Consider the following 15,222-nt stretch of genomic DNA (forward strand, 5'->3'; position numbering starts at 1 on the left):
AAATAAGTTGGCGGACCCACCGCTATCGCCAGCAAGCCGGCTCCTACAGGGGGATGCGTACGAACAAAGAGCCAGGTCGGCTGGCAGGCCGCCTCGCTTTTGCTTTTGCTTGGTTTTTGATTTTGATCTGCCCCGTCGGGAGGCCGAGTGGAGGTTCTGCGCAGTGGGCACCGCGGCAAGGATGCCGCGGTAGCCGCCCCCGGCCAGGGATGGCCGATGGCGGCGGGCCCACGGAGCAGGACCGGAGCGAGGGCATGCCGAGCCTAGGCGAGGCACCGTACGTCAGGGGCAAAGCCTTTTGGTTCCTTTTCGGCGTTTGGAAAAGGGACTCGCCGTAAGGGCGAAACCACAAGCGGCCGTTACCGAAGAAACGGATATGTACACAATCCCCCTACCCACCCAACACATTCACCAACGTCGCCTGATTCTGCCACTGCGCCGTCTTGACCTGGGACAACGCATTCTGCGCCGCCAACTGCACCCGCTGCGCCTGCAGCACATCCAGAAACGGCGTCTCCCCCGCCTGCCACGCCCGTTGAATCTGCACGGCGGCCGAACTGGCCTGACTCGCCGCACTGGCCAGAAACGTCTGGCGCTCGACATTACGTTGCGCAGCAGCCAGTGCCGACTCCACCTCGGACACCGCCACCAACACGGTGCGCCGATAACTCAACAATGCCTGCCGCGCTTCCGCGTCCCGCAAATCAACCACATTACGTCGACGGCCACCATCGAGCACCGGCACGCTGGCATTCAAACCCACGAGCCAGAACGTCGAACTGGCCAGGTTCGCCGCGCTCACACCATCAATCAAAGACCCCAGTGCAGCTGACAGACTCAAGCGCGGCAACAGATCCGCCTTGGCCACGCCGACCCGCGCATAGGCCGCGATCAAGCGAGCTTCCGCAGCACGGATATCAGGCCGGCGGCGCAACAGATCGGCCGGGGTTCCGGCCTCCAGCAACGACACCGTGGAAACCTGCACCGGACTGTCCCTGAACTGCTGATACAAACCCTCGGTCGGCTGGGCCAGCAGCACCGACAACCGATGCAGCGAACGCTGCCAGTTCAATTGCAGCGCCGGCACCTGAGCAGCGGTAGAGTCCGACTGCGAACGTGCACGCAACACATCCGCCTCCGGCGTGTCCCCGGCCGCATACAACTGCTCGGTCAGTTGCAAGGTCTGCGCCTGACTGGCAGCACTTTGCTTGACGATCGCCAGGCGTTCCTCCAGGCCGCGCGCCTCGGCATAGGCCTGGACCACCTCAGTGATCAACGCTACCCGCACGCCCCGCGCCTCTTCCTCGGTCGCGTTGAGGTCCGCGTCGGCAGCCCGCACGCCTTCGCGGATGCGTCCGAACAGATCGATTTCCCAGGCAGCACTCAACCCGACCGAGGTCGGCTCGGTGATCAGCGAATCCGTGAAACCGGCCTGATCGGCCGAGATCCGCTGACGCGCCGCGCTCGCCCCGAGATCGACCTGTGGGCTGCCCGACGCCGCGCTGATGTTGCGCAGCGCACGCCCGGCATCGATACGCGCCAGGGCAATCTGCAGGTCAAGGTTTTGTCCCAGGGCGCGCTCGACCAGACGGTCCAGCAGCGGGTCCTGATAACGCGTCCACCAGTTGTCGGTAACGCTCGCCGGACGTGCCGTTTGCGCGTTGACGAAACGCTCGACCGACACGTCGGACGGCGGTGGCATCACCGGCGAAGCACAGGCGCTCAACAGCGCCGCTCCCAGCATCAGGCCTGGAGCACGAAGCAAGTTATTCATGGGCCACGCCCTGTTCAGAATGAATGGATTGAGCCTTGGCCTGACGCTCGCCACCCGCGAGGCGGCGGATCAGCACATAAAAGACCGGGGTGAACAACAGACCAAACAACGTGACGCCGATCATCCCGAAGAACACCGCCGAACCCACGGCCTGGCGCATTTCGGAACCCGCGCCCTCGGACATCACCAGCGGCAACACACCCAGCACGAAAGCCAGAGAGGTCATCAGGATCGGCCGCAAGCGTAGACGACACGCCTCAACCACTGCATCGACAATGCCCTGCCCTTCCTTCTCCTGCTGACGCGCCACTTCGACGATCAAAATCGCGTTCTTCGCCGCCAGTCCCACCAGCACGATGAAACCGATCTGGGTCAGGATGTTGATATCGAGCCCCATCAGCCGTACGCCTCCGGCAGCTGCCAGCAAGCACATCGGCACGATCAACAGGATCGCCAGCGGCAGACTCCAGCTGCCGTACTGCGCCGCCAGCACCAGGTAGACGAAGATCACGCACAGCGGGAACACCAACAACCCCATGTTGCCGGCCGTGGTCTGCTGGTAGCTGAGGTCGGTCCACTGATAAGTGATACCCGCCGGCAGCGTCTCTTGAGCCAGGCGTTCCATGGTCTTGATCCCGAACTCGGAGCCCAGCCCCGGCAACGTATCACCGTTGATTTCCGCGGTCGGGAACAGGTTGTAGCGCGGGAATCGCTCCACACCCAGCGCTTCATGCAGACGTGTCACGCTGGTAATCGGCACCATCTGACCGGCATCGTTACGCACCTTGACCCGTGCCAGATCCTCCGGCGTGACGCGGTACGGCAGGTCAGCCTGCGCCGTTACGCGATAAGTCCGCCCGACGAGGTTGAAGTCGTTGATGTACGACGAACCAAAGTAGGTTTCGATGGCCTGGTTGATCTGGCTGCTCGGTACGCCGAGCATTTCCGCCCGTTCGCGGTCCAGTTCAACGAACACCTGCGGCGTGCGGGCCGAGAACGGCGAGTACACGCCGGTCATGCCTTGGGTGGCGTTGGCGGCGGCAATCAGGTTATCGGTCGCTTTGGCCAGGGCTTCGGTGCCCAGCCCGGCAGTGTCCTGCAAACGCATGGAGAAACCACCGGTGCTGCCCAAGCCTTGAACCGGCGGTGGCGTGGCAACAATCACCGTCGCACCGCTGACCACTTTCAAACGTTCACGCAAGTCTTCGGCAATCCTGTCCGAGGTAAGCCCATGGACCTTGCGCTCGGACCACGGCTGGAACACCGGCGCCAGACCGGCCGAGTTCGAGGAACTGGTGCCGGTCACCATCGAAAACCCGGAGAACGTCGGTACGCGATCCACTCCCGGCACCTGCAGGGCAATTGCCTCGATCTGCTGCGAGATTTGGTTGGTGCGCTCCAGCGATGCACCATCGGGCAGTTGCACGATGACCACCAGGTAGCCGCGATCCTGAACCGGGATGAAACCCTTGGGCGTCGACACCAACAGGTATGCGGTCGCGGCGATCAGCACCGCGTAGATCGCCAGCATCAACGGTGTTCTGGCCACCAGGCCGCGTACGCTGCCGGCATAACTCGAAGAGAGTTTCAGGAAGCCACGGTTGAAGCCATCGGCCGCCCGTTTGAGCACGCCTGTTTTTGCGGCGTGATGCGCTTGTGGTTCATGCCGGCGCAGGATCATCGCCGCCAGGGCGGGAGACAACGTGACCGAGTTGAACAGCGAGATCGCGGTGGCCACCGCAATCGTGATCCCGAACTGGCGGAAGAACTCACCCGAGATCCCCGGAATGAACGCAGTCGGAATGAACACCGCACACAACACCAGGGTAATGGCGATCAACGCACCACCGATTTCCTGCATGGTGACGATGGTCGCTTCCAGCGGACTCTTGCCATCGGCCAGATGCCGCTCGACGTTTTCCACCACCACGATGGCGTTGTCGACCACGATGCCCACGGCCAACACCAGCCCGAAGAGGGTCAGGTTGTTGATCGAATAACCGAGCATTGCCATGACCGCGAAGGTGCCCACCAGCGACACCGGAATGGCCAGGATCGGAATGATCGACGGCCGCCAGCCTTGCAGGAAAACCATGATCACCAGCACCACGAGGATGACCGCCTCGTAAATGGTCTTGCCCAGCTCGCCGATGCTGTCGGCAATGAACGCCGTCGGGTTGTAACCGATGCTGTATTCGATGCCCTCCGGGAAGTCCTTGCCGATTTTCTCCATGGTCTCTTCGACCACTTTCATCGTCGCCAGGGCGTTGGCGCCCGGACGTTGCAGCACTTGCAGGCCGATGGCCGGGTTGCGCAAGTAATAGGTGTTGTTGACGTACGCCAGCCCGGCGATTTCCGTGCGCGCCACATCCTTGAGCCGCACCAGACGCCCGGCAGTTCCCGACTTGAGAACGATGTTGTCGAAGTCGGCCGGCTCTTTCAGGCGGCCCTCGAAGATCAGGTTCGGCTGAAACGCCTGGGACGCCACTGGCGGCTGGGCGATCACCCCGCCGGCCACCTGGGTGTTTTGCGAACGCACGGCCGCGATGATGTCGGCGGGTGTCAGGTTGAACGCCGCCACACGCTCCGGATCGAGCCAGATGCGCATCGAGTACTCGCGTGCGCCGAGCGGGTTGATGTCGCCGACACCGTCGATACGCTTGAGCACATCGGCGACGTTGCGGATCGCGAAGTTGGAGACGTACAGCTGATCGTAAGTACCCTTGGGCGAGGAGATGAAAATCGTCGACAACTGCGTCGGCGATGATTTGCGCACCGTCACGCCACTGCGCTGCACTGGCTCCGGCAAGCGCGGCGTGGCCAGCGCCACACGGTTCTGCACCAGCACCTGGGCCTTGTCGACATCGGTGCCGCTCTTGAAGGTCACGGTCAGGTTGAGGCTGCCATCGGAGGTCGCCTGGCTGTACATGTAGAGCATGTCTTCAACGCCGTTGACCTCCTGCTCGATCGGGATTGCCAGGGTCTCGGCGACCGTTTGCGCCGAGGCACCGGGATAGGTCGCGGTGACCACCACGGTGGGCGGCGCGATGTCCGGGTACTCGGAAGTCGGCAAGACCAGATAGGCCAGGCCACCGATAATCATCAGGACGATCGACAGCACAATCGCCAATACCGGCTGTTCGATGGATGTACGGCCCAGGCTCATAACGGCGCCTCCTCGTTGCCCGTGGTTTTCGCGGCCTGGGCCAGCGAGCGATCCTCGGCCATGGCCGTATCACCGGCCCGCACGCGTTGCAGGCCATCGACAATCACCCGGTCCTGCGCCTGCAATCCGCTGGCGATTTCGCGCAAACCGTCATGCAGTTTGCCGAGCGTCACCGGGCGCACTTCGACCTTGTTCTGCGCATTCAGCACGTAGACGACTTTGCGGGTCGCATCGACGCTGATCGCAGTGTCCGGCAGAAGGAGCGCCGGGTACGGTGCCTGACTGGAGAACTGCACCCGGCCAAATTGCCCTGGGCTCAGTTGCAGGTTCTGATTGCTGACCCGGGCTCGCTGCCGCAAGGTCCCGGTCGATGGATCGAGGCGGTTGTCGATGAAGTCCATGCGTCCGGTCATGCTCGGCTCGGCTTCGCCGGGCAAGGCAATGCGCACCTGACTCTGTTTGCCGGCGGCGTTCGCCTGGCGACGGTATTTGAGGTAGCTCTGTTCATCGATATCAAAGTAGATATCAATCGGGTCAATCGAGACGATGGTGGTCAGCAACGTGGCGCTGCTGTTGCCGCCATTCACCAGGTTGCCTTCACTGATCAGCTTGCGGCTGATCCGCCCGCTCATGGGCGCGGTGATGCGGGTGAATTCCAGGTCCAGCTTCGCTGCGCTCAACGCGCCTTCGGCACTGAGGACTTCGGCCTGTGCCGCCTGACGCGCTTGCAAGCGCTGGTCGTAGAGGCTGCGGGCGATGGTTTTGGACTCGATCAAGACGTTGGCGCGGGCGAACTCCTGCTCGGCGAGGGCCAGTTGCGAGCGTACTTGCGCCAGCTTGCCTTGCGCCTGGATCACGGCGGCCTGGAACGAGCGCGAATCAATCACGAACAACAAATCGCCCTTCTTGACGATGGCCCCATCCTGAAACGCGACTTTCTCCAGATAGCCGCTGACCCGCGAACGAACTTCCACCGAATCGGTGGCCTCGAAGCGCCCGGTAAAACTGTCCCAGTCGGTGATCACCGACTTGACCGGCTGACTGACCGTAACGCTCGGTGCCGCCGGCGCGCTGCTGGCCTTTTCCGGACCGCATCCGCTCAAGGCAGCCACCAGCGCAAGGCTGATCGCGGACAACGCCGCGCCTTTTATTACTTTTGATTTGACTGGGGATGCTGCCGGTTTCCCCGTGGTGTGCAAGTTCACTGTTGTGCTCTCCGAAGTGGGTAAAACTAAAACATCAGTTCATTTATCCAGAACTGGTTTAATCAACTTCCGACAGCGCGCTCATCCAGTGTTTTATTGCGCTCGACAAAAGCACCCGACTCTTCTGCGTGAACTGCGAAAGATCCAGAAATAGCAGCCACGGTGGCAAACAAGGCAACGATTTTTTTGAAATAAGTCATGATGGAAAATCTCGGTAGTGATCAGGATGGAAAGGATTTTCCAGCACCACCCACCGAAGATAAACCGCAGGAATACGAAAACAATATTGACTAAAAGACACGAACGAACGCTCTAACACGAGGATCACACAAGCACCATCGCACCGATCCGACATCACGGGACAATGACTTGTGAAGCGCATTCACTGATGATTGGGCGATTGCCAATTATGGAGGCAGGACTAATAACAATAAGATTAAAAGCAGGCAGGGATAATTAACTTTCAATAAAAGGAGATGACCTGGCGGCCATCCCCCCGAAACTATCAGCGATTAATACCTCCCAGACAGAGGTATTTGATCTCAAGATAATCCTCGATGCCGTACTTGGAACCTTCACGGCCAAGTCCTGACGATTTGACGCCACCGAACGGCGCCACTTCCGTAGAGATCAACCCTTCGTTGATCCCGACAATGCCGCACTCCAGCGCCTCAGCCACGCGCATGATCCGGCCGATATCGCGGCTGTAGAAATACGCGGCCAAACCAAACTCGGTGTCGTTGGCCATTTCGATGGCTTGCGCCTCGGTGCTGAAACGGAACAACGGCGCCACCGGGCCGAAGGTTTCCTCACGAAACACTTTCGATTCGCGCGGCACATTCACCAGGATCGTCGGCCGGTAGAAACTGCCCCCCAGCGGATGACGCTCGCCACCGGTCAACACCGACGCACCACGCTCGACGGCATCGGCGACATGCTCCTCGGCCTTGCGCACCGCGTTGTCGTCGATCAACGGACCGATCGTCACGCCGTCTTCAAAGCCGTCGCCAATTTTGAGCGCTTCGACGGCGGTTTTCAGCTTGGCCGCAAACGCCTCATAGATGCCGTCCTGCACCAGCAAGCGATTGGCGCAGACGCAGGTCTGCCCGGCGTTGCGGTACTTGGACGCCAGCGCCCCCTGCACTGCCGCATCGAGATCGGCGTCGTCGAACACGATGAAGGGCGCGTTGCCACCGAGTTCCATGCTGGTCTTTTTGATCGTGGGTGCGCATTGGGCCAAGAGTGTTGCGCCGACCTCGGTGCTGCCGGTAAACGACAGTTTGCGCACATCCGGGTTGGAGGTCAGCTCGCCACCGATTTCACTGCCCGGTCCGGTGATCACGTTGCACACGCCGGCAGGCAGGCCGGCACGTTCGGCCAGCACGGCAATCGCGATCGCCGAAAACGGCGTCTGGCTGGCCGGACGCAACACACCGGTGCACCCCGCCGCCCAGCCCGGCCCAGCCTTGCGGGTGATCATCGCGGACGGGAAATTCCACGGGGTAATCGCTGCAAACACGCCGATGGGTTCTTTCTGCACGATGATGCGGCTGTTCGGCGAGTGCGAAGCGATGGTGTCGCCGTAAACACGCTTGCCCTCCTCCGCGAACCACTCGATGAACGACGCGGCGTAGGTGATCTCGCCGCGACTCTCGGCCAACGGTTTGCCTTGTTCCGCGGTCATGATCCGCGCGAGGTCTTCGCGGTGGGTGATCATCAATTCGAACAGGTGCCGCAGCTTTGCCGCACGTTCCTTGGCGGTGAGCGCACGCCACGCCGGTTGTGCGCGCCTGGCGGCGGCAATGGCTCGCGCGGTTTCGCTCGCCCCCAGTGAAGGCACGCGCCCCAGTACCTTGCCGGTGGCCGGGTTGATGACGTTGATGCTGCGACCTTCACCAATCGCCAGCCATTGACCATCGATGTAGTTGGCCTCGCGAAACAGCGAGGGATCGTCGAGCGTCGACAGGAAGTTTGAATCGGCCATGCTGCTGTCACTCCTCAAAATTCAATCACCTGACGGACCGCACTGCCATCGTGCAGGCGGTCGAAACCTTCGTTGATGTTGTCCAGTTTCAAGCGGCCGCTAAGCAGCCGATCCACCGGCAGGCGGCCATCGCGATAGAGCTCGATGAAGCGTGGAATATCGCGCAGCGGCACACAGCTGCCGATGTAGCTGCCCTTGAGCGTGCGCTCTTCGCCCACCAGTTGAACGACGTTGACCGGCAGCGCCGAACCGGGCGGCGGCAAACCGGCGGTCACGGTCATGCCACCGCGTTTGGTCATTTGCATGGCGTTGTCCAGTGCGCGGATCGAACCGGCCATTTCGAACACATAGTCCGCGCCGCCCCCGGTCAATTGCCGCACCTGCTCCACGGCGTCCGGGTCGCCGCCATTGACCACCGCAGTGGCCCCGACTTCTTTAGCCAGTGCGAGCTTCTCGGGTGACAGGTCGACGGCAATGATTTTGCTCGCCCCGGCCGCCCTCGCCCCCAACACCGATGCCAGGCCGACACCGCCCAGCCCGATCACCACGGCGGTCGAGCCCACCCGCAGCTGCGCGGTATTCACCACAGCGCCAACCCCCGTCAGCACTGCACAACCAAACAGCGCCGCTTCGACAAACGGCAGATCGCGATCGATCTTGACCACCGAGTTGCGCGACACCACCGCGTATTCGGCAAACGCCGAAACGCCGAGATGGTGATGGACGTGACCGGCAGCACTGCTTAAACGCACCGAGCCATTAATCAGCGTGCCGGCGGCATTCGCTTTTGCCCCCGGCTCACAGAGCGCCGGCCGACCTTCTGCGCACGGCAGGCAGTGACCGCAACTGGGCATGAACACCATCACTACATGGTCGCCTGGCTCAAGGTCACTGACCCCATCGCCGAGTGCTTCGACCACGCCCGCCGCTTCGTGGCCGAGCGCCATGGGCATTGGTCGCGGGCGGTCGCCATTGATCACCGACAGGTCGGAATGGCACAGGCCTGCGGCACGGATACGCACCAGCACTTCGCCCGGCCCCGGTGGCGCCAGCTCGATGGTTTCAATTGCGATCGGCTTGCTCTGTGCATAAGGCGGCGCAACATTCATATGTCTTAGAACAGCAGCTCTGACTTGCATCTTTCGTCTCCGACGCAGCTGGACTCGATAGTGAGTACTCATCACTATGCCGCAGCCCACCCACCTCAGAAACGCATCGCCAGGCGTAGCTGTTTGGAATTGAATTCGCAAAAGCACGCTGTCCCGGCGGGCACGCATTCGGGTCGAATTGTTATTTCGGTTCTCAAATCTTGTGCTCGGCCACCGCGTTCCCGGCCACCCATCCACTGCTTATCCTGAACCCGCAAACAACATCACTGCGTCCCCAGAGGCGCCTGAATGAGGGTTTCAAGATGACCGAAGCAAGCACCCGAAAAAAACTGGTCGAGGCCGCACCCCATGCCTCGTTCAATCTCGACGAGATCGTCAAGACATTCCCCGAAACCGCCGAAACACTGCTGGTCGATACGCGCCTGACTGATGAAGACGAAGCCAGTGCGCGGGTCTTCCGGGTCTATCACCCGACGCCCGCGCACTATCACGCCACCTGCGACGAATACCTGATTGTGCTGTCCGGGCGCGCGACCTTTTTCATGGGTGACCGCAAAGAATTCGAGGTCGGTCCGGGCGAGATGCTGTTCTTCAAGAAGTTCACCATCCACGGCATGCCGAAGATTCTCGAACATCCGCTGTTCATGGTGTCGGTCGACACTCCGCGTCGTGATCCAAGCGACATCATCTTTGTCGATCCATCCAGCGGCACCGCCGAATCGTTCGTGCAGGCAAAGCCATGAACAGCAGCGCGCTGGAAGTTTTCGCGACCTTTCCAGTCGAGCGCCCCGGCAATCCGACCGTAATGCCGGACGGACGCGTACTGGTATCGGTCTCGGCGATCATCGCGCCGTCGATCTCGGTGCGCGCCGTGTCCGAAAACGGCGAGCATGCGGCCTATCCCGATGAGGTCTGGGCCGGCAAACCCGGCGTCGACGGCCGTGGCATGTCTGCCGTGATCGGCATTCGCACGGACCCGCAAGGGATCGTCTGGATCCTCGACATGGGCAGCCCGCAGCAACAGCCCCGGCTCATCGCCTGGAATGATCGCGAACAACGCCTGCATCGCCTGATCGTGTTGCCGCAGAACGTACTTCGCCCGAGTTCCTTCACCCAGGACTTCGTCATCGACTGGCGCCGCCAACGCATTTACATCGCCGACATGACGATGAACCCCAGCGGTGCGAGCGACTATCCGGCCATCGTCGTGGTCGACCTGCAAAGCGGTCTTTCGTGGCGTTCGCTGGAGTGCTATCCGGGTCTGATGCCCGGCGATGTGCCGCTGATGGTCGCCGGTAAACCGCTGTCGCTGCGCACACCGGATGGCGAGGTCATTGCTTACCAGTACGGGCTGAACCCTATCGCCATCGACCCGTTGGGCCGATGGGTTTATTTCGGTTCGATGTCGGCGCGCAAGGTCTACCGCATCGCCACCGAAATCCTCGCGCAACCTGCCGCCGACGCGCCGTTGAGCGAGGCGGTGGAATACTGGTGCGAGAAGCCGCATTGCGACGGGTTTGATGTCGATGCACAAGGCAACGTCTATGTGACGGACATCGCCAACAGTGCGATCGGGCTGGCCTCTCCTGCGGGCTATCGCATCCTGGCCCAGGACGACCGACTGCTTGCCTGGCCGGACGGGGTCGAGCTCGATGCGCAAGGAAAATGGCTGTACATCACAGCGAACCAGTTGCACCGACACCCGCTGCTCAATGCGGGTGAAGACGCCAGCCAGCCGCCCTTCCATGTTCTGCGTTTGCAGGTGGATGCACCGATGGGGTTGAGCGAAGCGCCATGAGCATCCGGTCTGTTGTCATTGCGCTGCTGTTGACGGTAAGCGCCATTGGCCTGGCGCTCGCGGGTGTCAGTGCCGGTGTATGGATCTATGCCGCGGTGGCGCTCGCGGCGGCAGCGCTCTCGCGGGGCGGTCCGGACCGTTGGCCCGGTTGTATGTTCGAGGGGGCGAGGGTCTCCCTGGCGCATCGTTTGCTGACTCAATTGGCAGCGCTGGTGTGTTTGCTGTTGGCGCAATGTCTGCGTGGAGACCTGCGGGACATGCTTTCGGTTGCCGGGATTCTGCTGTTTGTTCATGCCTTGCTGGTGGCTTGCGTGCCGCGAATTGGCAGGGTGATTCGCCGGTGAATGAAGGGCGTGAGCCTGATTTCTGCCGCCCCCTATCAACTGTAGGAGCTGGCTTGCCGGCGAAAGCGGTGGGTCAGACGACATATTTGTCGACTGAAAGGACGCATCGCCAGCAAGCCGGCTCCTACAGGAGACATGTACATCCGATGCATCAGGCTGGCCGCCGAAGCATCGCCAACAACGACATCACCCGATCACACCACAAACCGTTATCAAAACACCCTGAAAACACGCTCCTCCCACACAGGTGAAAACATGAGTGAAGTGCACATCTGGATTGCCATTGAACGTCCCATCGAACAGGTCTGGTCGCTACTGGGCGGCTTTGACTGGCTCCCGCGCTGGGTCGAGGTCATCGCCAGCAGCCGTCTCAGCGACAGCGGCCGCCTGCGCCATCTGAAAACCACGGACGGTGCCGTCATTGTCGAGCGCTTGCTCACGTTCGACGAAAATGAAAAATACTACAGCTACGCCCTGCTCGAAGGCCCCTCACCCGTCACCGACTATGTCGGCACGATGTCAGCCCAGAGCGATGGCAACGGTAGAACGCTGGCCTCCTGGTCAAGCACTTTCCAGGTCCTGGAGGCCGACGAAGCGCAGGTCGTCGCGCGTCTCGAGGCGCTCTACCGCACTGGTCTCGAGCGCCTCAAAGCCATCGTCGAAACCATGGACTGAGCACCGAAAACGTCTCATCCCCGGTTCATGAAGGCCTGCAGACGCGGCACCATAAAGTCGAGGAACGTCCGGATACGCTGGGGCACATGCTGCCCGCCCTGATACAGCGCATGGACTTCCTCGCAATCATGCCCGGTCTGCGCAAGCACCTCGACCAGACGCCCCGAGGCCAGGTCCTCATCAATGTGAAAATCGGCCAATCGGGCAATCCCGACCCCGGCGATGGCCATGCGCCGAACCGTCTCGCCATTGTTCGCTTGCAGGTTGCCCTGGACGATGCGATCGACGATGCGACCACTCTGATGCATCGGCCAGACCGGACTGGAGCGGCGGAAATTGAAGCTCAGACAATTGTGCTCGGCGAGGTCTTCAAGGGTCTGGGGCACGCCGTACTTTTCCAGGTAGTCGGGGGACGCCACCATCTTGCGTCGGGCAACACCGATACGCCGTGCGCGCAACGTCGAGTCGGTCAATACGCCGACCCGGAAGGCAACGTCGGTGCGGTCCAGGTACATGTCGACGATGTCATCGCACAGGGACAGGTTGATCTGAATGTTCGGATGGGCTTCCCAGAACGCCGGCAGATTCGGTTCGATCGCCAGCGTGCCAAACGCCACCGAGGCATTGATGCGCACGGTCCCACGGGCTTTCTGTGCACCTTGGGCCAAGACTCTTTCGACGTCGTCGAGCTCGGCCAGCAAAGCGTTACTGCGCTCGTAGTAAATGCGGCCCTCATCGGTCAACGACAGCTTGCGGGTCGAGCGCTCGAGCAGACGAACCCCCAGGCGCAGCTCCAGGCGAACGATCAGCTTGCTGACCGTGGAAGGTGTCATCAGCATCTGCCGCGCTGCCTGTGAAAAGCTGCCGGCATCGACGACCCGCACAAAAACCTGCATCTCGCCCGCTCTGTTATCCACGTCTGTCTCCCGCTCATTGATTAGTGAAAAAATATCACAGGCGACACCCCTCGATACGCCGGAATATGCGGGTCAATGTTCATTGAACTTGTGAATATTTTTCATAAAAAGCTGTAGGAGCGGGCTTGCTGGCGATGGCGGCTGTTCAGGCGCACCGCGTCGCCTGAATCGCCGGCAAGACGGCTCCTACAGAAATCCAGGCTTACCTGACACACCACCCAACCTGTAGGAGCCGGCTTGCTGGCGATCCCGGCGCTGCGGTGCATCAAGTACGCTGATAACTACAGGGACGGCGAGCCGGCTGGCTCGGCCACTTCCCGGGTCAGAAAGTCGATCAAGGCCCGCGCGGTCGCTGACAATTGGCGATGGGGCGGATAGATCACCGAGAACGGTCGGGAGCGTCCGCCCGACTGTTCAAGCAGCGGCACCAGGCGTCCACTTTGAATGCGCTCGCGGACGATGAAATCGTAGCTCTGACAGATCCCCATGCCGTGCTCGGCCAGGGACACAATGCCCAGCACGTCGTCGGACACCTGCACATTCGCCTCGGGTATCCACTCCCGATCAACCCCCTGTTCGCGAAACAGCCAGGGCCCGACGCGGCCACTGCTGGGCATCACAAACGGCAGGCAGGCATGCGCCGCCAGTTCGTCGACACTGCGCGGGGTGCCGGCACGTTTCAGGTAGTCCGGCGCGGCGACCAAGCACAAACCCGCGTCCTCCAGCTTGCGTCCGATCAGGCCGCTGTCCGGCAATTGCCCGAGACGAATCGCCAGGTCATACCCTTCCGCCACCAAATCCACATTGCGATTGCTGATGCTCAATTCGATGCGCACTTGCGGGTACTGCCGGGTAAAACGGCACAGCAATGGCGGCAACCGGTAATGCCCGTAGGTCGTCGGCACACTCAGCCGCACACGCCCGGTCAACTCGCCTTCCTGCCCCTGGATCGTTCGTTCGGCATCATCGATCAACCCGAACGCCGCGCGGGATTGTTCAAGGTAAAGCAGGCCCGCCTCGGTCAGGCTCAGACGCCGGGTCGTGCGCCGCAACAGCTGGACGCCGAGGCGCGCTTCCAGGCGCGAAATCGCCCGGCTGACCACCGACGGCGTGGTCGCCAGAAACACCGCCCCGGCGCTCAACGAGCCCTTTTCCACCACGGTGACGAACACTTCAACGTCCGCGAGATAATCGAATCGACGGGTCACTCTTACCTCCAAAGAACAAGTGCTTTCCTTCGCAGCGAGTTTATCGCCCATACAGGCATGAATATAGTGAATCAACGATCCGGCGACCGCCGATCGATCACCTCACTGTTCGGAAGCTCCCATGCGCCCTATCGCCCGACTCGCCCTCGCCATGACCATTTCCGCGGCTGCCTTCAACGCACAGGCCAGCAATGTCCTGATCGTGCTGTCCGATTCCGACCACCTCGACCTCAAGGACCAGAAGGTTTTCGCCACCGGTTTCTACCTGAACGAACTGATGCAACCGGTGAAACTGCTGCTCGATGCCGGGCACTCGGTCACCTTCGCCACCCCAACCGGCAAGGCACCGACACTGGACCAATCGTCCAACGACAAGATGTATTTCAACAATGACGTGGCCGCCTTACAGGCGCACAAGGCGTTGCTGGATCAGCTAAAAGTCACTTCAAAAGGCGAGTCGCCGGTCATCAGCCTCGCGCGGGTCGAACAGATTGGCTACGAGCATTTCGATGCCGTCTACGTCCCCGGCGGCCACGCGCCGATGCAAGACCTGCTGCACAGCGCCGCGCTGGGGAAACTGCTGAACAACTTCCATGACAACGGCAAGACCACTGCCCTCGTCTGCCACGGTCCGATTGCCCTGCTGTCGACCCTGGCCGATCCTGTCGCATTCACCCGACAACTCGAAACCGCTGGCAAAGCCTCCACCAAAGGCTGGACCTACGCCGGCTACAAATTCACCGTCATCAGCAATCAGGAAGAGGAATTGGCCAAGGGCCTGTTGAATGGCGGCGCGATGAAGTTCTATCCGCAAACGGCGCTGGAACAAGCGGGCGGCGTCTATCGCAGCAACACCTCGCCGTGGGCCTCCAACGTCGTCATCGACCGCGAACTGGTGACCGGCCAAAACCCAGGTTCCGCGCTGGACGTGGGCAAGGCAATCGTCGAGCGTCTCAAGCCTCGGAGCTAGAGACTGAGTGGTCCCGGAATGGTAAAACTCGTGGCGTTGTTTTTTGTTTGAATGGCCTCGAAAAAGGATCAC

At 61.3% G+C, this 15,222-nt stretch carries 13 protein-coding genes; 5 read left to right on the top strand and 8 right to left on the bottom strand.

Annotation, left to right across the window (positions count from 1 at the left end):
* Nucleotides 1-391 precede the first annotated feature (391 nt).
* The 6 genes from ACM6IO_RS10475 to ACM6IO_RS10500 all read right to left on the bottom strand — a co-directional run bounded on the left by ACM6IO_RS10475 (nucleotide 392) and on the right by ACM6IO_RS10500 (nucleotide 9,268).
* Complete coding sequence (locus tag ACM6IO_RS10475) at nucleotides 392-1,774, bottom strand: efflux transporter outer membrane subunit (protein ID WP_192228397.1); 1,383 nt, start codon at nucleotides 1,772-1,774, stop codon at nucleotides 392-394.
* Nucleotides 1,767-4,940, bottom strand: a complete 3,174-nt coding sequence (locus ACM6IO_RS10480; protein ID WP_414911418.1) for an efflux RND transporter permease subunit — start codon at nucleotides 4,938-4,940, stop codon at nucleotides 1,767-1,769. Before ACM6IO_RS10480 ends, ACM6IO_RS10475 begins: the two co-directional genes overlap by 8 nt.
* On the bottom strand, nucleotides 4,937-6,145 hold the full coding sequence (locus ACM6IO_RS10485) for an efflux RND transporter periplasmic adaptor subunit (RefSeq protein WP_411736631.1): 1,209 nt from the start codon (nucleotides 6,143-6,145) through the stop codon (nucleotides 4,937-4,939). The genes ACM6IO_RS10480 and ACM6IO_RS10485 overlap by 4 nt, the downstream gene beginning before the upstream one ends.
* Nucleotides 6,146-6,207: 62 nt before the next feature.
* Nucleotides 6,208-6,345 carry a hypothetical protein gene (locus ACM6IO_RS10490; protein WP_192228399.1) on the bottom strand — a complete coding sequence of 46 codons (138 nt, stop codon included), beginning with the start codon at nucleotides 6,343-6,345 and terminating at the stop codon, nucleotides 6,208-6,210.
* Between the two features lie 305 nt (nucleotides 6,346-6,650).
* Nucleotides 6,651-8,129: an NADP-dependent succinate-semialdehyde dehydrogenase gene (gene gabD, locus ACM6IO_RS10495; RefSeq protein WP_192228400.1), complete on the bottom strand. Its 1,479-nt coding sequence runs from the start codon at nucleotides 8,127-8,129 to the stop codon at nucleotides 6,651-6,653.
* A 14-nt stretch (nucleotides 8,130-8,143) separates the two neighbouring features.
* Complete coding sequence (locus ACM6IO_RS10500) at nucleotides 8,144-9,268, bottom strand: zinc-dependent alcohol dehydrogenase family protein (protein ID WP_414911419.1); 1,125 nt, start codon at nucleotides 9,266-9,268, stop codon at nucleotides 8,144-8,146.
* Between the two features lie 272 nt (nucleotides 9,269-9,540).
* Between ACM6IO_RS10500 and ACM6IO_RS10505 the strand changes: the two genes are divergently transcribed.
* From ACM6IO_RS10505 to ACM6IO_RS10520, 4 genes are all read left to right on the top strand, one after another.
* Nucleotides 9,541-9,981, top strand: coding sequence for a cupin domain-containing protein (locus ACM6IO_RS10505; RefSeq protein WP_192228402.1), 441 nt, complete (start codon nucleotides 9,541-9,543; stop codon nucleotides 9,979-9,981).
* The gene (locus ACM6IO_RS10510) at nucleotides 9,978-11,036 is read left to right on the top strand and encodes an L-dopachrome tautomerase-related protein (protein WP_192228403.1); all 1,059 of its coding nucleotides are present in this window, start codon (nucleotides 9,978-9,980) and stop codon (nucleotides 11,034-11,036) included. Before ACM6IO_RS10505 ends, ACM6IO_RS10510 begins: the two co-directional genes overlap by 4 nt.
* On the top strand, nucleotides 11,033-11,380 hold the full coding sequence (locus tag ACM6IO_RS10515; RefSeq protein WP_192228404.1) for a hypothetical protein: 348 nt from the start codon (nucleotides 11,033-11,035) through the stop codon (nucleotides 11,378-11,380). The genes ACM6IO_RS10510 and ACM6IO_RS10515 overlap by 4 nt, the downstream gene beginning before the upstream one ends.
* 255 nt (nucleotides 11,381-11,635) lie before the next feature.
* Entirely contained in the window at nucleotides 11,636-12,055 is a 420-nt protein-coding gene (locus ACM6IO_RS10520) for an SRPBCC family protein (protein WP_192228405.1), read from the top strand.
* Nucleotides 12,056-12,069: 14 nt separating this feature from the next.
* Here the strand turns inward: ACM6IO_RS10520 and ACM6IO_RS10525 are convergent, their stop codons facing one another.
* Complete coding sequence (locus ACM6IO_RS10525) at nucleotides 12,070-12,972, bottom strand: LysR family transcriptional regulator (RefSeq protein ID WP_008024148.1); 903 nt, start codon at nucleotides 12,970-12,972, stop codon at nucleotides 12,070-12,072.
* A gap of 281 nt (nucleotides 12,973-13,253) precedes the next feature.
* Entirely contained in the window at nucleotides 13,254-14,180 is a 927-nt protein-coding gene (locus tag ACM6IO_RS10530; RefSeq protein WP_414911420.1) for a LysR family transcriptional regulator, read from the bottom strand.
* Between the two features lie 121 nt (nucleotides 14,181-14,301).
* Between ACM6IO_RS10530 and ACM6IO_RS10535 the strand changes: the two genes are divergently transcribed.
* Nucleotides 14,302-15,150 carry a type 1 glutamine amidotransferase domain-containing protein gene (locus ACM6IO_RS10535; protein ID WP_223437906.1) on the top strand — a complete coding sequence of 283 codons (849 nt, stop codon included), beginning with the start codon at nucleotides 14,302-14,304 and terminating at the stop codon, nucleotides 15,148-15,150.
* Nucleotides 15,151-15,222 lie beyond the last annotated feature (72 nt).

It is taken from the genome of Pseudomonas sp. IT-P44, from assembly GCF_949768225.1.
GTDB classification, from domain to species: domain Bacteria; phylum Pseudomonadota; class Gammaproteobacteria; order Pseudomonadales; family Pseudomonadaceae; genus Aquipseudomonas; species Aquipseudomonas migulae.

Bases quoted from the DNA above. Each gene is read 5' to 3' on its own strand.
- ACM6IO_RS10475 (WP_192228397.1), bottom strand. From the start codon at position 1,774: ATGAATAACTTGCTTCGTGCTCCAGGCCTGATGCTGGGAGCGGCGCTG.
- ACM6IO_RS10480 (WP_414911418.1), bottom strand. From the start codon at position 4,940: ATGAGCCTGGGCCGTACATCCATCGAACAGCCGGTATTGGCGATTGTG.
- ACM6IO_RS10490 (WP_192228399.1), bottom strand. From the start codon at position 6,345: ATGACTTATTTCAAAAAAATCGTTGCCTTGTTTGCCACCGTGGCTGCT.
- gabD (WP_192228400.1), bottom strand. From the start codon at position 8,129: ATGGCCGATTCAAACTTCCTGTCGACGCTCGACGATCCCTCGCTGTTT.
- ACM6IO_RS10500 (WP_414911419.1), bottom strand. From the start codon at position 9,268: ATGCAAGTCAGAGCTGCTGTTCTAAGACATATGAATGTTGCGCCGCCT.
- ACM6IO_RS10505 (WP_192228402.1), top strand. From the start codon at position 9,541: ATGACCGAAGCAAGCACCCGAAAAAAACTGGTCGAGGCCGCACCCCAT.
- ACM6IO_RS10510 (WP_192228403.1), top strand. From the start codon at position 9,978: ATGAACAGCAGCGCGCTGGAAGTTTTCGCGACCTTTCCAGTCGAGCGC.
- ACM6IO_RS10515 (WP_192228404.1), top strand. From the start codon at position 11,033: ATGAGCATCCGGTCTGTTGTCATTGCGCTGCTGTTGACGGTAAGCGCC.
- ACM6IO_RS10520 (WP_192228405.1), top strand. From the start codon at position 11,636: ATGAGTGAAGTGCACATCTGGATTGCCATTGAACGTCCCATCGAACAG.
- ACM6IO_RS10535 (WP_223437906.1), top strand. From the start codon at position 14,302: ATGCGCCCTATCGCCCGACTCGCCCTCGCCATGACCATTTCCGCGGCT.